The organism is Flavivirga eckloniae (genome assembly GCF_002886045.1).
GTDB lineage: Bacteria > Bacteroidota > Bacteroidia > Flavobacteriales > Flavobacteriaceae > Flavivirga > Flavivirga eckloniae.
The window spans coordinates 5,067,919-5,090,077 of record NZ_CP025791.1 but is presented as its reverse complement, the minus strand read 5'-3'; the positions used below and the strand labels follow the sequence as shown (position 1 = coordinate 5,090,077).

10 protein-coding genes are annotated in these 22,159 nt (G+C 35.2%); 6 read left to right on the top strand and 4 right to left on the bottom strand.

Going from position 1 to position 22,159, the window contains the following annotated elements; translation table 11 throughout:
• Nucleotides 1–4: 4 nt before the first annotated feature.
• The 4 genes from C1H87_RS20965 (at nucleotide 5) to uvrB (ending at nucleotide 15,232) form a co-directional block, all read left to right on the top strand.
• Nucleotides 5–2,788 carry a T9SS type B sorting domain-containing protein gene (locus tag C1H87_RS20965; protein WP_102757693.1) on the top strand — a complete coding sequence of 928 codons (2,784 nt, stop codon included), beginning with the start codon at nucleotides 5–7 and terminating at the stop codon, nucleotides 2,786–2,788.
• Nucleotides 2,789–2,930: 142 nt separating this feature from the next.
• Nucleotides 2,931–7,874 (top strand): T9SS type B sorting domain-containing protein, encoded by a 4,944-nt coding sequence (locus tag C1H87_RS20960; protein ID WP_102757692.1) that lies wholly within the window; start codon nucleotides 2,931–2,933, stop codon nucleotides 7,872–7,874.
• A gap of 260 nt (nucleotides 7,875–8,134) precedes the next feature.
• A complete protein-coding gene (locus tag C1H87_RS20955; RefSeq protein WP_158655312.1) occupies nucleotides 8,135–13,201 on the top strand; it encodes a T9SS type B sorting domain-containing protein in 5,067 nt (1,688 codons plus the stop codon).
• Between the two features lie 27 nt (nucleotides 13,202–13,228).
• Nucleotides 13,229–15,232, top strand: coding sequence for an excinuclease ABC subunit UvrB (gene uvrB, locus C1H87_RS20950; protein WP_102757690.1), 2,004 nt, complete (start codon nucleotides 13,229–13,231; stop codon nucleotides 15,230–15,232).
• 81 nt (nucleotides 15,233–15,313) lie between these two features.
• On the opposite strand, the gene C1H87_RS20945 is transcribed toward uvrB, so the two are convergent.
• Nucleotides 15,314–15,721 (bottom strand): hypothetical protein, encoded by a 408-nt coding sequence (locus C1H87_RS20945; protein ID WP_102757689.1) that lies wholly within the window; start codon nucleotides 15,719–15,721, stop codon nucleotides 15,314–15,316.
• A 335-nt stretch (nucleotides 15,722–16,056) separates the two neighbouring features.
• Between C1H87_RS20945 and C1H87_RS20940 the strand changes: the two genes are divergently transcribed.
• A complete protein-coding gene (locus tag C1H87_RS20940) occupies nucleotides 16,057–16,320 on the top strand; it encodes a DUF1456 family protein (protein ID WP_102757688.1) in 264 nt (87 codons plus the stop codon).
• Nucleotides 16,321–16,448: 128 nt separating this feature from the next.
• On the opposite strand, the gene C1H87_RS20935 is transcribed toward C1H87_RS20940, so the two are convergent.
• The 3 genes from C1H87_RS20935 to sucC form a co-directional block, all read right to left on the bottom strand.
• Nucleotides 16,449–16,715 carry a DUF6520 family protein gene (locus C1H87_RS20935; protein ID WP_102757687.1) on the bottom strand — a complete coding sequence of 89 codons (267 nt, stop codon included), beginning with the start codon at nucleotides 16,713–16,715 and terminating at the stop codon, nucleotides 16,449–16,451.
• Between the two features lie 826 nt (nucleotides 16,716–17,541).
• Nucleotides 17,542–19,110, bottom strand: coding sequence for a MauE/DoxX family redox-associated membrane protein (locus C1H87_RS20930; RefSeq protein WP_102757686.1), 1,569 nt, complete (start codon nucleotides 19,108–19,110; stop codon nucleotides 17,542–17,544).
• Nucleotides 19,111–19,376: 266 nt separating this feature from the next.
• Nucleotides 19,377–20,567, bottom strand: coding sequence for an ADP-forming succinate--CoA ligase subunit beta (gene sucC, locus C1H87_RS20925; RefSeq protein WP_102757685.1), 1,191 nt, complete (start codon nucleotides 20,565–20,567; stop codon nucleotides 19,377–19,379).
• 202 nt (nucleotides 20,568–20,769) lie between these two features.
• On the opposite strand from sucC, the gene lysA reads away from it, so the two are divergent.
• A complete protein-coding gene (lysA, locus tag C1H87_RS20920; protein WP_102757684.1) occupies nucleotides 20,770–22,005 on the top strand; it encodes a diaminopimelate decarboxylase in 1,236 nt (411 codons plus the stop codon).
• The last annotated feature ends 154 nt before the right edge of the window (nucleotides 22,006–22,159 follow it).

The following is a 22,159-nucleotide window of genomic DNA, read 5'->3' as shown; positions in this document are numbered from 1 at the left end:
AAATATGAAAAAAACCACTCTTTTAATACTAAGCTTAATTATTAGCTGCAATGCTTTTTGTCAAAAGGAAGCTTCAAATTGGTACTTTGGAGAAAATGCAGGGATTCGCTTTAATGTAGATGGCTCTATTTCTGAATTAACAGATGGCAGATTGAACACCTTGGAAGGTTGTACAACCATTTCTGATGCCAATGGTAATTTACTGTTTTATACAGATGGTATCACGGTTTGGGACAAATCGCACACCCCAATGTCTAATGCCAATCAAGCAATAGGCAATGGTTTATTTGGTAATCCCTCAAGCACACAATCTGCTATAGTAATACCCAAACCAAAAGATCCTAACATCTATTATATCTTTACAGTAGATACATTCTTTGGTGACAATATCGATAATGGTTTTAACTACTCTATAGTAGACATGACTTTAAACGGAGGATTTGGAGATGTAACATCAAAAAACATCAACTTACTTGCTAAAAGTTCAGAAAAAATAAGTGCAGTTGTAAAAGATTGCAAAACACAATCGCTCTGGGTTATTACCTTAGCCCCGCCAACTGGTCTACTTACAGACCCCATTGTCTACAACACCTTTTATGCTTACGAGATAACAGAAAATGGAATAAACACAACACCCTATGTCTCTCCGTTTAATGGGCTTGACGTAACAGATGCCAGAGGCTATTTAAAGCTTTCGCCAGATGGTACAAAACTGGTCTGTGCTAATAGTGTCTCAGGTCTGTTTCTTTACGATTTTGATGTAACCACAGGGATGGTTAGCAATCAAAATGAAATTACCATTAATTTTTCACCAGTTAATAGGCCACAATCGCCCTATGGGGTTGAATTCTCTCAAAACGGTCAAATCTTATATGTTTCTGCCTTTTTTAATCCCGATCAAGAACAATTCAATAACCCCGACGTACAATACAGTTCCCTACTACAATACGATTTAACCGCTACAGATATAAGTGGCAGTGAAGTTGTTTTAGACGAGAGACAAATGTTTAGAGGAGGTTTGCAATTAGGGCTCGACGGAAGGATTTATCGGGCTATGAGTGTAACTTACAATATTGGCTCCCCTTATTTATCTGTAATAAACGATCCTAATAATCTGGGACCTTCCTGTAATTATGAACATAACGCAATACGTCTCAGCAGGAATTCCAACCAAGGACTACCGCCGTTTATATCCTCCTTTTTTGCCGAAAAAATAGATATTATAGGCAATAACGCAACATCTACAAGGTTACAATTATGCGAAGGGGATAATTATAGGTTAAAAGCCGACAATATTCCCGGAGCCATTTATTCATGGTCTTATAACGATATTCCGTTATCTGATTCTAATTATTATTTAGATATTCCAACATCAGATGGCCATACCTCTGGATTATATAGGGTTTTTGTCGATTTAAATACAGGAGATTGTAGCGAAACGCTCGAAGGTATTGCCACAGTTACATTTAACCCAAATCCTATAGCCCATGATGCAGAAATTATACAATGCGACGAAGATGGTATAATTGGAGGAAAAACAAGATTTGACTTAACCCAAGCTAATGACGACCTAACAGGTGGCAATCCAGATTTAGCTACCAGATTTTTCAGCGATAATGGTAGAAATGCAAAAATTGCAAATAGCGATAATTATGAATATGATGCCGATAATCCAGGTCCGATATATGTAGAAGTTTACAATACCAATTCAAACTGCTATAACATTTCCACATTAACCTTAAATTTAAGTACGGTAAGCATCCCGCCCTTCATCCATAATATTTGCGACGAATTAGGATCTGAAGATGGTATAAATACGTTCAATTTAAACGACATAACCGCCAATATTCAAACCACGAATAACTTTACCCATCCAATAACCTATTACGAAACCCGAAGCGACGCCCTTTTAGAAAAAAACAGTTTAAACACACCCTATAAAAATGAAAACAATGCCTACGATCATACCATTTATGCTCGGGCAGAAAACAATAATGCCTGTTTTAGTATCATTGAAGTCGTACTAAAGATTAATAAATTACCAAATCTAGATACCGACGATTTAACTTATTATTATTGCCTAAACAAGTACCCTAAAACAATTTCAATTAATGCTGGCATTCCTAATGGCTTAGAAGGCGATTATACCTACGTTTGGTCTACGGGAGAAAGCTCGTATAACATCCCAATAAACGAAGCAGGCAGCTATCATGTAACCATTACCAATACAAACGGGTTTGGCTGTTCTAAAGAAAGAACGATTATTGTTGAACCTTCCAATGTGGCTACGTTTAACCCAAACAAACCTTTTGAGGTACGTGATGCCTCCCAAAATAATACCATTACCGTTTTTGTTTCTGGAGAAGGTACTTACCAATACCGATTATTGAATGAAAACAATATAGTATACGTGCCATATCAAGACAGCAACGTATTCGAAAATATAGCCCCGGGTATTTATACCGTTACCGTTAAAGACGTTAAAAACAACTGTGGTATTACACCTCCAAAAAAAGTATCGGTTATTGGCTTTCCAAAATTCTTTACCCCAAATAATGACGGTAAGCATGATACATGGCAAATATATGGGGTTTCCAACATGTTTCAGCCAAACACCAAAATCCATATTTTTAACAGATATGGTAGACTAATAAAACAAATAAACCCTATTGGTGAAGGCTGGGATGGTACAGTTAACGGGAATAGACTTCCTGTAGACGATTATTGGTTTTCCGTTCAACTAGAAGATGGTAGAGTTTTTAAGAATCATTTTACTCTGAAATATTAAAAAAACACCTTAAAACTAATTAAAATGCATTTCATTGTTTTTTTTTGTGTTTCACTTAAAAAACATCTACTTTCCGCCCGTAATCCGCCCCGATTTACATAAATATTTTGCCTAGTAAAATCAAAAAAAAAGCCTACAAGCTATGAGGTTTATTTGCTATGTCTTGTTTATACTGGTTTGCGGTAACAATTTTATGTTTTCGCAGAAAATATCTGTGGATTCCAGTGTCAATCTACAACAACTTATAGAAGACAATCTCGTAGATGGCTGTGTAAATATTTCCAATATAACATCATCGGTTAATGGTAACTCCCATGGGTTAACGAGTTATGGCTATTTTGAACGTGCAGGCTCAAATTTCCCTTTCCAGAATGGTATTATGCTTTCAACCGGTAGTGCGGCATCAGGTGGAAATGGGACTATTACCCCACCTCTTAGCGAAACTTCAACAACCTGGGGAACAGACCCAGACATAGAAACCGCTTTAGGTATTACCAATACGCTTAACGCTACCTCTATCGAATTCGATATTGTATCCATATCAAATCAATTTCAGTTTAACTATTTGTTTGCTTCAGAAGATTACGATGGTATAAACCCATGCTTAATTTCCGATGGATTCGTTTTTTTAATTAGAGAAGCCTCCAGTACAGGACCTTATCAAAATATTGCCTTAGTTCCAGGTACTTCAGACCCTGTTAACACAAATAATATCCGCCCTAACCTATTACCGGCATGTGGTCCTCAAAACGAACAATACTTTGACGGTTACAATTTAGGCGATACAAACTATCTGGGGCGTACCAACGTATTAACAGCCTCTACAACAATTACCCCAAATATTCAATATCACATTAAAATTATTATTGCCGATCAAAATGACGGTACTTTAGACTCCGCAGTATTTATAGAAGGAGACAGTTTCAAAATTTTAGATCTGGGAGAAGATATCGAAACTTGTGCCAGCGCAACCCTTTTAGATGCAGATATAAATAACCCGTTAGCCTCTTACGCCTGGTATAGGAATAATATTTTAATAGGTGGAGCTACGAATCCAACATATAATGCCATACAAAATGGCACCTATAAAGTAGAAGTAAGTGTATCTATAAATGGTTCTATTTGTGTTGAAGAAGATGAAATAAGCGTAACACTTAATACAGAAGAGCCCATTACTCCAATTGCCGACTATGAATTGTGTGATGACATATCTGGAGATGAAAGTGAATTATTCGATCTTACGACCAGAGATGCAGACCTCGATATAAACGTTCCCTTTTCAAATTATACCCATTCCTATCACTATTCTGAAGCAGATGCTAGAGCAGATATATCTGAAATTACTACGCCCATTCTTAATACTTCCAACCCACAGGAAATTTTTGTGAGAATAGAAGATACAGATACGAACTGTTTTGCCTATACTTCCTTTAATTTAGTGGTAAACCCTATTCCAAATATAGTTACACCACAGCCATTGCAGGTTTGCGACAGTGATGATGTACCCAATGGTTTCACCATTATAGACCTAACTGAAAAGGATGATGAAATAACCAATGGTTCAAGCGATTTAATAGTATCCTATCATACCAGTCCAGCAGATGCTGCTAATGGTAATAACCCAATAGCATCACCATACCTTAATAGCGTTACACCTACATACGATGTTTATGTTCGTGTAATAAACGTGTTAACAGGCTGTGTTAATGCTTCGGAAGTGTTAACAGTTAATTTAGATATTAGTCCAGATGTAAAAAGAGACGCTCAATATTTAGATGCTTGCGATAGCGACATGAACGGAACCGCTGATTTCGATTTAACCGAAGTTCTTGGTGATGTCATAGGAACAGTTACCAATGTTACCACAACGTTTCACGAAAGTAGCGATGATGCCGAAAACGGTGCAAATCCTATCCCAAATCCTACAAACTACCAAAACTTAAACTTAGAAGAGCGGACTATTTATATAAGAGTAGAAGACAACACAACAGGCTGTGCCACTATTGTAGAATTAAACCTTCACAACAATTTACTTTTAACAGGTACAGACTTGGGCGATTTTGCACAATGCGATAATAATGAAGATAGCACCGATTCGTTTGAATTCAATCTAACCACTTTAGAAGGCAAAATAATTAATGATTTACCGTTTCCCCTAAACATTACATTTTTTGAAACAGAAGAAGAAAGAGATAAAGTTAACGGCACTCCAATATCAGGATCTACATTTAATGCCGAAAGCCCTAAGGTAATATATGTAAAACTAGAAAACCCTCTTACTGGCTGTACTGCTGTAGATGATATTACATTACTGGTTAACCCGATTATCTATTTCCCAAATCAAAGTGTTCCTTATTGCGATACTGACGATGACGGTACCATGAGTGTAGAACTTGCTACACTTAGTGATCTGGTAACCAGTAGTAACCCTAACTTTACAGCTAGTTATTTTCCAACCCAAGCCGACGCAGATAACAGAACAAATGAGCTTCCGGATTTTCATGACATAACAAACGAAGATATTATTTTTGCGCGTATCGATCATAACATAACATCATGTTACACTGTAAATGAATTTAAAATAATAATTAATACGGCACCTCCTGCTACAACACCATCACCAGAAATGATTTGCGATACCAGCGATGGCAATCCAGATGGTTTTTCCGTAGTAAACCTAAGAAACAAAATATCGGAAATAGTCGCAGACGAAACCCTTGTAAATGTTAACTTCTTTACGTCCCGTGCAGATGCCGAAGGTGGCGATGTTAGCAACGCTATCCCTAACAACCAACTCGATGCATATAATGCGAACACTCAAACTATTTATGTACGAATAGAAAATAAGGTGACTACCACTGGTTGTTTTAATATCGTTGAACTGGAAATTATAGTAAATACCGAACCCAGCATACCAACAATCGATCCCTTTATAGTGTGCCAAACAGGTAGCAATACAGCCAATTTTATACTGGAAGAAAAGGATCGTGAAATTTTAGATGGACAAACCAATAAAATCGTTTACTATTTTAGTGATGAAATGGATGCCTTAAATGGTATTATTGCCAACCAGATTCCTAAAGATCTGGACTATCCGGTATCTGGAGAGGAAACTATTTATGTAAGAGTTGAAAATATTGACGATCCCAATTGTTATGCAACAGATTCGTTTTTATTAAAAATATCGGCAGATCCCGTATATAACCTCCCCGATCCTATTTTTATTTGTGATGACGCTAGTAACGACGAAATTGAAATTTTTGATTTAACTGAAAAAATCACAGAAATTGAAGGTCCTTCCCCGCCTGAAGCTTTAATTATTACATTCCATAGAACAGAAGAAGATGCTGAAGATGGCATAAACGCTGTACCAACAAGCTATACCAACACAGACAAGCAAGAAACCCTGCATGTTCGTATTGAAAGTGTAGCAACCTCCTGTTATATCGTTGAAAAACTAATTATAGGTGTATTAACCCCTCCAAATATAGGGAACGCCATGTCTATAACCGAGTGTGATGAAAATAACGATTCAAACGTAACATATACCCTAAATAATATTAATTCTGAGATTTTTGAAATTTATGATCGTATAAAGATCAATCTTGAAACCCATTATTTTGAAGATTTTAATGATATTGATCCGGATGCACCGTTAGATAACTCGAAAGGCATACCAGACGGCACTGATTATACTACAAGTTTCGCTTCAAATGAAAATACTAAAACCATTTACATTAAAGTAACCAATACAGATACACAATGCTATAGTGTTATTCCTCTGGATTTACATATAAACAGACCACCGCCAATTAATAATCTTGGCACAGTTCCTACTTGTGATAATGATACCAATACTTACGATTTATCGCAAATTGACAATATACTAGTAAACGATACCAGTAACGTAACTATTACTTATCATAATTCACAGCTAGACATAGACAATAATGTACCGCCACTCGGAAATATCTATAATTACACATCAAGCAATCATACTATTTTTGTTAAAGTAGCCGATAATACTACTGGTTGTGCCATAATAACGTCGTTCGTTCTGCAAATTAATCCAAACCCAATTGCGAATACTACACCCAGTTTAGTTGCCTGCGATGATAAATCCAATGATGGTTTCCATCAATTTGATTTACCAACATTAACTGCCAGTAATATTTTAGGCACTCAAAACCCATCAGATTTTACCATTTCGTATTATAACGATCCCGATAATGCCGAAACAGGAACCAATGCTATAGATAACTTTACCTACCCGGCTTCACATGGTGAAACCATTTATGCCCGTATAGAAAACAATAATACTGGTTGCCACGCTGTCACACAATTCACAATACGTATAAACCCAATACCAGAAATCCCTATTGGAGATATCGTTCCATTGTGTACAGACAATTTACCTTTGGTGATTAGTGCAGAAACAGGAAATCCCGATGATACCTATTTATGGTCTACAGGTGCAACAACATCTGAAATATTATTAGAAAATGCTAGCGATGTAGGGAACTATTGGGTTACGGTTACCAGAGCATATACCATCTCTGGAGACTGCCCGAATACCCACAATTTTTCTGTTATAGAATCGGAATCGGCTACTATAGAATTTACATCATCTATTGATTTTAGAGACCCTAACAGTATTACGGTCGAAATTGACCTAAGCAGAATTGGGGATTATGTATTTGTCCTAGATGATGGCGAAGCACAAACATCCAATGTTTTTGAAAATGTATCATACGGCATGCATACCGTTACCGTAAGAGACTTAAACGGTTGTATGGATGTTTCCAAAAACGTTATGGTTTTCGATGTGCCTAAATTTTTCACACCAAACAACGATACCATACACGATACCTGGCATATTGTTGGTGTCGAACTACTACCCGGTACCATGGTACATATTTACAATAGGCATGGTAAACTTCTTAAAACATTACCACACACATCAATGGGCTGGGATGGCACATATAACGGAGAAAATATGCCAACAGATGATTATTGGTTTACTGCCGACGTCATTCAAGAAGGAAATACTTTTAATCTAAAAGGGCATTTTACATTAAAACGATAATTTCATAAAAATTAAGTAAGTATCCGTCTAAAGTAGGATTACTTACTCAACCTCTGTATGAAACTATAGCCTATTTTGTTCATTTTATCTAAAAAACTAAACCTTCTTAGATTAAAGAGGTCTAAATGAGTTAAAATAATATATTTTAGTAATCATCTCATATTTAAACTATTAACAATTACCCTATGCATTCTTATGTTTTTTACAAAAAAGTATTGTTAATACTCTTCATTACCATCACGACACAAAATTATGCTCAATTGAGCAAAGTACACTATATACCACCATTAACCAGTGCAGAATTCGGGAACGCAAATCCAGAAGTTCAATATATCTATTTATCTACCCCTAATACTACAGATATACCTTTCACTATAAAGCCTGTAGGGCAACCCCCGTCCAATTATATAACCGGTATTGTTTCTAATACGAACCCGCAACGTATCTTTTTAGACTCAGGAAATGGGCAACTATTTATCCCCTCATCGCAAACGAGTACCGTTGTAAACAATAGAGGCTATATTATTGAAGCCGAAAGTACTATTTATGTATCTGTAAGAATGAATGCTGGTGGAGGTGCGCAAGCAGGAGCTTTAGTAAGTAAAGGGCTTTCTGCTCTTGGAACCACTTTTAGAGTCGGTAGTTACACCAATGAAAACCCTCAGGATAATTACTTGAACTTTGTTTCTGTTATGGCTACCGAAGATAATACACAAGTCACTTTTAGTAACCTGCCTGCAGGCATCATTATAAAAAACTACTCAGGAACAACACCAATAAATACCACTTTAAACAAAGGAGAAAGCTATACTGTAGCAACAAATAGTAGCAGTTCTGTGATTAATCGCGACGGATTAATAGGCTGTTTAGTAAATTCCGATAAACCTATTGTAGTTAACTGCGGGTCTGCCAACGGAAGTTTCCATAACGGTGGATCGCGAGATTATGGCTTAGACCAAATAGTAGGCCTGGACAAAGTAGGTACCGAATATATTTTTGTAAAAGGAGATGGCGATAATAATTGGGAGAATATTTTAATTGTAGCCCATACAGATAACACCACGATAAGTATAAATGGCAACGCACCCATAGCGACAATAAATGCAGGCGATTATTATTTAATAGAAGGAAATAATTACACCAATGGCAATATGTATGTAGAAACCTCCTTACCCGTCTTTGCCTATCAAGGTGTAGGAGCTACCAGTAGCGAAGCCAATCAAGGCATGTTTTTTGTTCCTCCGCTAAGCTGCGAAGCACGAGGTAATTTAGACAACATAGCCAACATTGAAGACATTGGAAATACCACGTACGTAGGAGGTATAACTATTGTCACAAAACTCGGAGCTACCGTAACCATTAACAATACACCCATAACCAATTTCTCTACAATTGGCCCCAACCCGGTTAGCGGTAAAACAGATTATATAACCTATAAAGTTACTGGTCTTTCGGGAAATATATCTGTAGAAAGTAGCGACGAACTCTACTGTGCCTATTTCAATTTTAATGGCGCAGCCACATCGGGAAGTTTCTATTCCGGATTTCCATCTGCACCAGAAATTAATTTTAACGCACAATTTGCCACATTAGGAAATTGCATACCAAATATTACATTAGAAGCTGCCAACACTCAAAACTTCGATAGTTTCGAATGGTGGTTTGACGATGGAACAGGATTTGTAAACCTGTCTGTAACCACACCTACTTTAACACCAACCGTACCAGGAAAATACAAACTAATAGGTGTTATTACTTGTACTTTAGAAAGATTAGAATCTGCAGAAGTACCAGTAAGCATCTGTCCAGATGATATAGACAATGATGGTATAATTGACAATATTGATATTGATAACGACAACGACGGAATACTTAATTGTACAGAATCAAGAGGTCATGTTACAGTAAATATCGCTAATACAAATCAACCCCAACTTATTTTTTCAGATAACACGGTTAATACATCAATAGTTTCATCCTCATTCAATCAAAATAATAGTTCAGGTAATATAACTAATACAGTAGCAGGCACAAATGCCGGCAATCTCACAAGTATTGTTCAACCTGCTGCAGATGCAGAAAGTACATTTTCATTGGCTTTTACAGAATCGGTAAATGTGAAATTCATGGAAGATACAGCTATTACTCATATACAAACCAACGGCGAATACTTTATCGCAAAAATTTCTCCCGTTAATAAAAACATTACCCTAATTGATCCCAATAATCGCTTGCTGGTTGATTCTAACTTTGATGGTATTTTTGAAACCGGTGTCACCCAAATTTCAGGATCAGAAATTCACTTTAAAATTAATCCTTCTCCATTTGGAAATACACCATATCAATTTTTCGCCAATCAAGTAGACGGTTTTTCCTTTATTCACAAACTAAAAAACACAACCACAGCTTCTACTTTTAATAATGGCATCATATCCCTTACTTGTTATAAAAAAGACACCGATCTGGACGGTGTTAAAGATGAACTGGATTTAGACAGTGATAATGACGGTCTTCCGGATATTGTTGAAAATAGTGGTAGTTTAGTAACCTTATCAAACATTGATATTGATACAAATGGATTAGACGACATTTTTAATATCAACACATTACCTTTAGATACTGATAATGATGGTGTTTTCGATTTTTATGATTTAGATAGTGATAATGATGGTATTTATGATTTAATAGAATCCGGACAATTAGGCACATTGTCTGATACAAATTTAGATGGTATTGAAGATGGTCCTAATTACGGTACAAATGGTTGGGCAGATGCAGCTGAAACCGCTCCAGACAGTAATCTAATTGGTTATACGCCTAATGATTTAGATAATGACTCCATATTGACATATCGCGATTTAGATAGTGATGGAGATACCTGCAGTGATGTTATAGAAGCAGGCTTTTCTGATGCCAATGGAGATAATTTGTTAGGAAATAATCTTGTTACAACTAATGCTGTCGGGCTAGTTACAAATGCTACTGATGGCTATACCATTCCGATTAGCAACTATTTAAATTTTGCCCCCATATCTGTTACAACACAACCTGTAGACACAACGGTTTGCGAAGCTTCAAATACAACAATATCCATAACCATATCAAGTATTGATACCATTCAATGGGAAGTGAGTACCGACGGCGTTACCTGGAACACCATTACAGATAATGCTTTATATAGCGGTTCTCAAACCAATAATTTAAACATAACATCCACACCACTTTCTTTAAACACTTACAGATATCGGGCATTCTTAAATAGAGCTGGTAATAGCTGTGGTTTATATTCTAACGACATCGAATTAACCGTTAACCCATTACCCATCGTAAACTCTCCTGTAACACTAATACAATGTGATGATAACGATCCTACAACACTCGGTTATAGTCCTTTTAATCTAACAGAAGCTAATAATGAGATTTCTTCGAATGCGGCTAATGAAACATTTACCTATTTTTTAACACAGGCAGCAGCAATTTTAGGAGATACCACCAGCCCTGACTACATTAGTGATCCAACAACATTTATTAATAGATTTGTGAGTTCAGATACCATTTGGGCTCGTGTAGAATCATCTTTTGGATGCGCACAAATTTCAGAAATTCAACTAAATGTATCAACTACAGTAATTCCATCTACGTTTTTAGTTACATTCAATCAATGTGATGATTTTCTGGATATAAATGGTCTCGATAATGCAAATAATGATAATAGAGATGGCATTGCAACATTCGATTTTAGTAATATAACATTTGCTGTTCCATCTGGTCAAAACCCTTTACCTCCAAAGTATTATAGAAATGAAGCCGATGCATTAGCAGAAATTAATGAAATTACAAATATTTCAAATTACAGAAATATAGGATATCCGGGATCTCAGTTTATATATGTGAGAATTGATAGCGATATAGCTAACGATTGTTTAGCCTTAGGTGCCCACATCCTGTTAAATGTTGAAGCTTTACCTGTAGCTAACACATTAGCGCCTTTTATTGAATGTGATAATGATACCGACTCGAGTAACGGATTTCTTTTTAATACGGCTAATTTAGAAGCAGATGTTTTAAACGGCCAAAGCCCAACCGATGTTTCTGTATCTTACTTTGATGCCTTAGGAAATCAATTAACAGATTATAATAGCACTCCAATTTCAAGTCCATTTCCAAACACATTCCTATCAAGTTCTCAAACCATTACAGTTCGAGTTACTAATAACAATACTTCGGCTCCTGATGGGCCATGCTATGATGAAACAACCATAGAGTTTAAAATAGATGAACAACCAATCGCAAACCCAATACCGCCACTAACAGTATGCGATGGCGATGCGGGCGATATTGACGATGATGGCACATATCCATTCATCACAACAACATTTAGCAGTACGATTCTGGGAACTCAATCGGGCATGGAAATTTATTTCGATTACATTGACGAAAACGGAAACTTGGTTACAAACAGTACATCGTTACCAAACCCATTAATTTCAGAAAGTCAGACCATAACAGTAGAGGTGGTAAACCCTGCCAATACATCTTGTACAGCAACTACAAATATTGAACTCATAGTAAACCCTTTACCAGAATTCACCATTGCTCCAGAAGAAATAGTATGTACTTCCGATCCAAACTTTACTGTAATTTTAGATCCTATTGAAGCATATATTACAGAAACATTTACCTATGAGTGGGTGTATCAAGACGGTACAATACTTTCTAACGACCCCACCTTGACGACTTCCAATCCGGGTATTTACTCGGTTACCTTAACTAAAACAGATGGTACCGGCTGTTCCAGAACGTTGCATGTTGATGTTAAAGCTTCAGAAAAAGCAACCATAACCCAAGACGATGTCACTATTGCAGACCTATCTGATAACAATACGATTACTATAGATACAACAAACCTTGGCCTAGGTAATTACGAATACGCTTTAAGAGAAGAAGGTTCATCTTTTATAGTATATCAAGATGATCCTGTTTTCAATAATGTAAAACCAGGGTTTTATACCATTTATGTAAACGACGCCATTTGTGGGTTTGCTACACTACCAATTTCTGTTATAGGACATGCTAAATATTTCACACCTAACGGAGATAGCATTAATGATTACTGGAAAATTAAAGGTCTCAATAACTCATTTCAACCCAACAGCGTTATTATAATTTACGATAGATATGGCAAGCTATTAAAGCAACTTACTGTTCAATCTGATGGATGGGACGGAACTTTTAACGGCCAACCATTACCTACAGATGATTATTGGTTTAAAGTTTTCCTACAAGATGGCAGACAATTTTCAGGACATTTTACATTAAAGCGATAGCATCGTTATTTTGCTTAATTTTGTAAAATGCAGTTTAAAATTGAATCCGAATTTAGTCCTACAGGAGACCAGCCACAAGCCATAAAGCAACTAGTAGAAGGTGTTGACTCTAACGAAAAATACCAAACATTACTTGGTGTAACAGGTTCTGGTAAAACCTTTACAGTAGCCAATGTTATTCAAGAAGTACAACGTCCAACACTCGTTTTGGCACATAACAAAACATTGGCAGCTCAGTTATACTCCGAGTTTAAGCAGTTTTTCCCAAACAATGCTGTGGAGTATTTCGTGTCTTATTACGATTACTACCAACCAGAAGCCTACATTCCAGTTTCTGGCGTATACATAGAAAAAGATCTCTCTATTAATGATGAAATTGAAAAAATGCGTTTAAGCGCCACGTCTTCCTTACTTTCCGGTCGTCGTGATGTTTTGGTAATCGCATCGGTTTCATGCATTTATGGTATAGGAAACCCTATTGAATTTCAAAAGAATGTGGTTTCGATAAAGCGGGATCAAGTGATTTCAAGGACCAAACTATTGCATCAATTAGTACAAAGCTTGTACTCTAGAACGGAGGACGAGTTTAAACATGGAAACTTTAGAATAAAAGGTGATACAGTAGATATTTTTCCAAGTTATGCAGATGATGCCTTTAGAATCCATTTTTTTGGAGATGAAATTGAGGATATAGAATCTTTTAACGTCCAGACCAATGAGGTCATCGAGAAATACGATCAACTTAATATCTATCCAGCAAACATGTTTGTTACCTCACCAGACGTTCTACAAAATGCTATTAAGAGTATTCAGGACGACTTAGTCAAGCAACATGATTACTTTAAAGAAATAGGCAAACATTTAGAAGCAAAACGTCTTAAAGAACGTACGGAATTCGATTTAGAGATGATTCGGGAATTGGGGTATTGCTCTGGTATAGAAAACTATTCGCGTTATCTGGATGGCAGACAGCCCGGCACCCGTCCATTCTGTTTATTGGATTACTTCCCAGATGATTATTTAATGGTAGTAGACGAAAGTCATGTTACCATCTCCCAAGTACATGCTATGTATGGCGGTGATAGAAGCAGAAAGGAAAATCTGGTTGAATATGGTTTTAGACTTCCTGCTGCTATGGATAACCGTCCATTAAAATTTGAAGAATTTGAAGCCATTCAAAATCAGGTAATCTATGTAAGTGCCACACCTGCCGATTATGAACTTCAAAAAACAGACGGCGTTTATATCGAACAGGTCATACGTCCAACAGGATTATTAGATCCTATTATAGAAATACGACCTAGCTTAAATCAAATTGATGATTTAATAGAAGAAATACAGTTAAGAATTGAAAAAGACGAACGTACATTGGTTACCACGCTCACAAAGCGTATGGCTGAAGAGCTGACTAAATATTTAGACCGAATACAGGTACGTTGCCGTTATATCCATAGCGATGTAGATACCTTGGAACGTGTTGAAATTATGCAGGATTTACGAAAAGGCTTGTTTGATGTTTTAGTGGGTGTGAATCTTTTAAGAGAAGGGTTGGATTTACCGGAAGTATCCCTGGTGGCCATTTTAGATGCCGATAAAGAAGGCTTCTTGCGTTCTACACGTTCACTCACACAAACTGTAGGTAGAGCAGCAAGAAATTTAAATGGTAAGGCCATTATGTATGCAGACAAAGTTACCAATAGTATGCAAAAAACTATTGATGAAACAAATTACAGACGTGAAAAACAAATTGCATATAACACCAAAAATAATGTAACGCCAAAAGCGCTTAATAAAAGTTTAGATAATGCTTTATCTAAAAACTCGGTAAGCACATACAGTTATGAACTGGAAGCTTTAAAAGCGGCAGAACCAGAAAGTGAGTATTTAACAAAACCAGAATTAGAAAAGAAAATTCGGGAAAAGCGCAAATTAATGGAAGAAGCTGCTAAAGCTTTAGACTTTATTGTGGCAGCAAAACTTCGTGACGAAATTAAAAGCTACCAAGGTAAATTAGAAAAGCTAAAAGTTTAAACTTTTAGCTTTCCCACAACCACTTATAAAGAGGTTGCAAATAAAAAACACATTTTAATAAAAAACTTAGCAGATTATTTATTAATTATACTGTGTTTTAAAGATATCAATCAACACATCTGGTGGTACTATTTTATTTGGAAAACTTTCCATTAAATATAGTACTTTAGTAATGGACTCATGGCTTAGTCCCATACGTAAACCGAAATTATATAACTTTATAGCACCTGATGGTTTATTATCACTTTCCTGATCTATATTCATTAATAAGACCAATCTATGAAACTGTACAATACGCTCGCTATGCGATTTTAAATGCGTATAAGTAACAGGATGCTCTATTAAATAGTCAAAATCTTCTCGCGCTATATCAAGTTGCTTGGCAACGCCTAATAAAAAATTATACTCAATACTTTTTATCTCTTTATCATACTTTGCGAATGCTATCATTTCAGACAAAAGACTTAATTTTTCTACTCTATTAACCATGTCTTCGGGATTAATTAATTATAGTATAAAGGTAAGCACAACAGTCATTTAATAATCGAGCATATAATGTCACTTATCGAAAAACAGAGGGTATTTGGTCGTAACTTTTATTTATTTCATCAATAGGGGCCATTTATTCGTCTAATAAAATTGCATTTCATCATTTTAGCATTTCAAGTTTTATTTAAAAAACACAACGTAAAACACTGTTTTACAGATTATTACAACAAAACAATAAAGAATCAGTAAAAACCGATATTTAAAGTATCTTTGCAAAAGCCTAAAAACGCTAGAAAGCCACATACCTCCTAACTAATTGAAACATTTTATGTAATATGACAAACAATGATATTCTAAAAAAATTACGTGTTGCTTTAAAACTTCGTGATGATGATATTGTAAAAATTTTGAGTCTGGTAGACTTCAGAATATCCAAAAGTGAACTGGGAGCATTTTTTAGAAGAGAAGACCATCCTAAATATATGGAATGTGGGGATCAAATTTTACGCAATTTTTTAAATGGACTTGTAATTCACTTACGAGGGCCTATGCCTAAAAAAGGAGAAAAAAAGGAAACCCCAAAAAAACATAACAATTAGATTCAAATCCAACTATTTGAGAACTTTTAGTTCTTTGCAGACTATTTGTATTTAAAAATGGATAATAAGACATATAACAAAAAAGGCACCCAAAAAGGGTGCCTCTCCTTAAACAAACTTAAAAATTACTACTTTGTTCTATACAATAGAACGGTGCAGTTACTATCTGCGTAAAAATTCATAGAACCATTTGGGGAAATAGCACTACAAATCTCCTCTCCTTCCAGTTGACAATCTGGCGCATAAGGAATTTTATAACAGGTACCTTCCACATGTAACCATGATACTGGTTCTTGATCCATGCTTTTTTCAGCAGGACTAAAAGCAAACGACACTGTGATCGCTAAAATTAAAACCAAAACTGGTAATGTGGTTTTTAAAAAATTTGATTTCATAACATAAGTATTTAAAATTAATGACCTACTCTTTTACAGGTTTTCAGTCTTATCCCTGACTATAGTACGGTTTACTGGTGCACCAGTATTTTGTATTTTTAGATTTTGGTTAAGTCTTGGGTTTGGGTGTTATAGTAATTAATAAAATAATGCGTTTAAGATTTAGGTTAGCGTCCAATATATTATACCTGAATAAGAGACAGCAAAAACAAAAAAATGTTTTATACTGGTCTTAAATTCATTGAAAACTGACAGGGCATTAATTACAGTTTGAGAATCTATTTTTATGTACATACATATGAACATAATAAATAATAGTTGTTTACTATCGATACAAAGATGTGCCATAAAAATTATCTTAAATGGATAAATAATTACATCAAAAGGATTTAATAAATTCCGTAAGAAATAACATCAACATAAGTTAATATCGTAAGAATCAATTTTATGAAACATTAATTATCAAGCATTTAAAATTTAACAAACATCAAGTTCGACCTATTAAAAACTGATAATCAAGGTCTGTATGTTTGAATAAAGGAATTGGGTTTACCAAACTTTTCCATAAATAGAAAATTTATGTATTCACGACAAGCTCCTTAAAACTTATAGTACACAATGCTCTATATTTGATATAAAGTGTAATGAATAAACAAAAACCTTCTCATGAGATTCCTCCCCTTTAGGCTAAACAGAAACCACCTTGTCATTCAGAGGCCTGCCTGCCGGCAGGCAGGTACGACCGAAGAATCTAAATAATATAAAATTAAAAGATGTCCTAAGGTAAGAGTCTATAAACTATTATTAGTGAATTTGTGGCCTATTATTACTTTGCTTCCAAATGTTCTTGTTCGGAGCTTTGAGTCGCAGTAGTATCTGGAGTAATATATTTAAAACGATCCCCTAATTGATAAACAACAATATGATTACCTATTAACCCAAAAAACTTATCATTAAGTACTCTAATGGCTTTTAACTTCTTTCCCTCGATATCATCAACATAAAAACTAAATTGATAACTGTTTTTTTCCATATCATAAACATCAATAACAGAAGATTTTTTCCATACTACTTCAGACTCTTTACTTCCCAATCGTTCAGAATTAATAAAAAGGTACTTTCCGAAAGTAGTACTTAACTTGTTAACGCTAACAGCCGGTGCCGACAACTTTTGCTGATTTTTGGACGCAATGGTTCCAACTTCAATCTGCGCTTGGCTAATCGTGTCTATGGTCTTTCCGAGCAACTCCAGCTGCAAACTGTCGTTAGCAACAATATATTGATTACGGTATCGATAAGTATAAATCAATTGCTCTTGCTGTTTATTATATTGCAACATACCATCAACATCAAAAACACCATCAACCTGTTTTTTCAAAAGGTTATGAGACAGGGTCATTTTAGACGAATCTGAAAGCTTTATAGTACCCAAAGCAAACTCGTTCGTTTTACTGCTTATGGATCGTATAGCTAAAGTTACCGAATCTATCGGTTCAGCATTAGTAAAATAAAGGGGCTCTTCCATTACGGCATGTGCTTTCCAATCCTTAGTATTTCCTCTAAGCACATAAGGAATGGTTCCATCCATTAAAAAGAAATAAGGCGGTATTACCCGTACCTGTGGCGAACGCATAGGTAAGCTATCCTTATCCATTTTTAAATGAAGGTCCTGTACATTTTGAAGTGTAGTGTCCAAAACCTTAAGATATAATGGTGATCTTGGATATCCTAAATAGATCTGTCCGTCTGCAGCTCCAGCAAAATAATGACCGTTATACTCCAAATCCAACTCGTGTATTTTCTTAGGAGGATAATAAAGAAAACCCCGTTTAAAACTCGTATCCCGCTCTAGTTCTGTTTTTGTAAAAACGAACAAGAGTATTATAAAACCAGCACTACTTATAGTATATATTAAGAGTGACCTATAAAGTTTCTTTTTGGTATGCTTAGGTGTATTTATCCTTTTCTTCTGGTCGTATAGTATAATGATTCCAATAAAGGCCAAAATAACAAAAACGGCATTAAAGATTAAATGCTCTGTCCAGCCAAGTTTTTCAATTACACCACCACAAGAGCATGGTATATCATCGCTAAAATTTAAAATAACAGCAATATAGGTGGTAAACATAACCATAAGACAAAAGGATGCATACATCCCTAATAATCTAAATCGTGGAATAATAAGTAATAAAGCAATTAGGATTTCCAAAAATGGTATGCCCCAGGCAACAACGTCAGTAAAAAGCGTTAACATATGGGATTGCCCTATCTGGATTTTAAATTCATCAAAAACCAATAGTTTACTCGTTGCCGCATAGACAAACAAGAAGACATACAGATAACAAATAACCTCTAATAAAACACCTTTACGTTTATTATAAATCTTTGTAGCCATATAATCTATTGTTCATTAACTTGATACAAAGATGTATGATTAAAATTATCTATAATGGAAATGAATTTGCCTCAGAGGGATTTTTGTTAAACTAAAACATGTTAAACTCTGATAATAAGATATTTAATATTCAAACAAAATAGTTCCTTAAAAAAGCTCTTTGACGAACAACTAAAATGAAACCTTATAAAACAAAAAATCTCCAAGAGCAAAACTCTTGGAGATTTAAATTTATCTTGTAAAACCTGTTACTGTTATAAAAGGTACTAAGCTAAAACTTGCTGTACTTTATCCGCAGCTTCCTGGAACTCGGTAGCACTCAAAACATCTAAACCAGAATTATCAATTAAATCCTTAGCGATGTCTGCATTGGTTCCTTGTAAACGTACAATAATAGGTACATTTATAGTTCCCATATTTTTATAGGCATCAATAACACCTTGTGCTACACGGTCGCAACGTACTATACCTCCAAATATGTTTATTAAAATGGCTTTCACTGCAGGATCTTTTAATATAATCTTAAAAGCAGCTTCTACTCTAGCAGCATCAGCAGTACCACCAACATCTAAGAAGTTAGCTGGCTCTCCTCCTGCTTGTTTTATTAAATCCATAGTAGCCATAGCCAATCCAGCTCCATTTACCATACATCCAACATTACCATCTAAGTCTACATAATTTAAACCAAGTTCTCCGGCTTCAACTTCAATAGCACTTTCTTCACGAACATCACGTAAATCGATATAGTTCTTGTGTCTGTAAAGTGCATTATCATCTATCGTTACTTTGGCATCAACAGCCATGATCTTATTATCACTAGTCTTTAAAACTGGATTGATCTCAAATAAAGAAGAATCAGATTCTACATAAGCCTTATATAGTGCCGAAACAAATTTTGTCATCTCTTTAAATGCCAATCCCGATAATCCAAGATTAAACGCTACGCGTCTGGCTTGAAATGGTAATAAACCTACAGCAGGATCAATCTCTTCCGTAAATATTAAATGTGGTGTTTCTTCTGCCACAGTTTCTATATCCATACCACCTTCGGTAGAATACATAATCATATTACGTCCAGTTCCTCTATTTAATAATACAGACATGTAAAACTCATCCGTTTCACTTTCGCCAGGATAATAAACATCCTCGGCAACTAAAACCTGATGTACGCGTTTACCAGCAGCAGATGTTTGAGGTGTAACCAAATCCATTCCAATAATTTGTCCTGCAATTTCTTCAACCTCTTGCAAGTTTTTTGCCAGCTTTACACCACCGCCTTTACCACGCCCTCCGGCATGAACTTGTGCCTTAATAACGTGCCAACTTGTTCCGGTTTCGCTTGTTAATTGTTTAGCAGCTGCTACTGCTTCATTAGCATTTTGAGCTACTATACCTCGTTGTATGCGTACCCCAAAACTACTTAATATTTCTTTGCCTTGATATTCGTGTAAGTTCATAATTCGCTTTATCGTTTAAGAAAAGCAAAAGTAAATAATAGCAATTACTTACGCTAATATTTAATTATGAAAACTTTTTCACATTACATTACAACAAAATTAAAAGTTAAATAATTAACAATTTGTTTAATTTGTACAATTTTTTAATTATTTCTTATTTTATTTATGCGAATAAAATATCTTTGAAAAAAATTATAGAATTATGTTAGAAAATCAATTGCTTAAAATAGCACAAGATTTCGGGAGCCCCCTTTATGTATACGATGCAGAGAAAATTGAAAGTCAGTACAAAAGACTTACGAATGCTTTTAAAAATGTTAAAAAGCTTAAAATTAACTATGCGGTTAAGGCACTATCGAACATATCTATATTAAAGTTTTTAAATACATTAGGATCTGGGATAGATACCGTATCTATACAAGAAGTGCAACTCGGTTTAGCTGCTGGTTTTTTACCAGAGCAAATTATTTTCACACCTAATGGCGTAGCTTTAGAAGAGATTGAGGAAGCAGCTAAACTAGGCGTTAAAATTAATATTGATAACCTTTCAATATTAGAGCAGTTTGGAACAAAACATCCAAAAACACCGGTATGCATCCGTATTAATCCGCATGTAATGGCTGGTGGTAACAGCAATATTTCGGTTGGACACATCGATTCTAAATTTGGAATTTCAATCCATCAAATACCACATATATTACGTATTGTAGAAAATACTAAAATGACTATCAACGGTATTCACATGCATACAGGTAGTGATATTTTAGATATTGAGGTGTTTCTATATGCTAGTGAAATACTGTTTGAAACCGCAAAACAATTCAAGAATTTAGATTTTATTGATTTCGGTTCTGGATTCAAAGTACCTTACAAACAAGGTGATATTGAAACTAATATTGAAGAATTTGGTAAAAAGCTTACGGCTAGATTTAATGAATTCTGCAAAAACTACGGTAAAGATTTAACCCTGGCTTTCGAACCTGGTAAGTTTTTAGTGAGCGAATCGGGATACTTTTTAGCTAAAGTAAATGCAGTAAAGCAAACAACATCAACAGTTTTTGCTCAGGTAGATTCTGGTTTTAATCACCTTGTCAGACCGATGTTTTATGGGTCTCACCACGATATTGTAAATATATCTAACCCTAAAGGACGTGAACGTTTTTACACTGTTGTAGGGTATATTTGCGAAACAGACACCTTTGGAAACAACAGACGTATTAATGAAATTAATGACGGCGATATATTGTGCTTTAAAAATGCGGGAGCTTATTGCTTCTCCATGGCAAGTAACTATAATTCAAGGTATAGACCGGCTGAGGTGTTATGGTACAAGAAAAAAGCCCATTTAATTAGAAAAAGGGAAACCTTTGATGACATTATTAAAAACCAGGTTGAAGTAGATTTTGCTGACAAAAAGGAAACTGCCTTAGCAAAATAAATACTACATAAAATTAATTTTAAGAAAAAGCAGAAGCGACTTCTCTAGACCTATCAGGTTTTTAAAACCTGACAGGTCTTATCTTAATAAAAGAAATAAGCATTATACATTAAAAATAGTGTTAAAATAGCCAGCATTTTTGTTGGCTATTTTT

Excerpts from the sequence above, each read along its gene's own strand:
- C1H87_RS20965 (WP_102757693.1), top strand. The coding sequence starts at position 5 with ATGAAAAAAACCACTCTTTTAATACTAAGCTTAATTATTAGCTGCAAT.
- C1H87_RS20960 (WP_102757692.1), top strand. The coding sequence starts at position 2,931 with ATGAGGTTTATTTGCTATGTCTTGTTTATACTGGTTTGCGGTAACAAT.
- uvrB (WP_102757690.1), top strand. The coding sequence starts at position 13,229 with ATGCAGTTTAAAATTGAATCCGAATTTAGTCCTACAGGAGACCAGCCA.
- C1H87_RS20945 (WP_102757689.1), bottom strand. The coding sequence starts at position 15,721 with ATGGTTAATAGAGTAGAAAAATTAAGTCTTTTGTCTGAAATGATAGCA.
- C1H87_RS20940 (WP_102757688.1), top strand. The coding sequence starts at position 16,057 with ATGACAAACAATGATATTCTAAAAAAATTACGTGTTGCTTTAAAACTT.
- C1H87_RS20935 (WP_102757687.1), bottom strand. The coding sequence starts at position 16,715 with ATGAAATCAAATTTTTTAAAAACCACATTACCAGTTTTGGTTTTAATT.
- C1H87_RS20930 (WP_102757686.1), bottom strand. The coding sequence starts at position 19,110 with ATGGCTACAAAGATTTATAATAAACGTAAAGGTGTTTTATTAGAGGTT.
- sucC (WP_102757685.1), bottom strand. The coding sequence starts at position 20,567 with ATGAACTTACACGAATATCAAGGCAAAGAAATATTAAGTAGTTTTGGG.
- lysA (WP_102757684.1), top strand. The coding sequence starts at position 20,770 with ATGTTAGAAAATCAATTGCTTAAAATAGCACAAGATTTCGGGAGCCCC.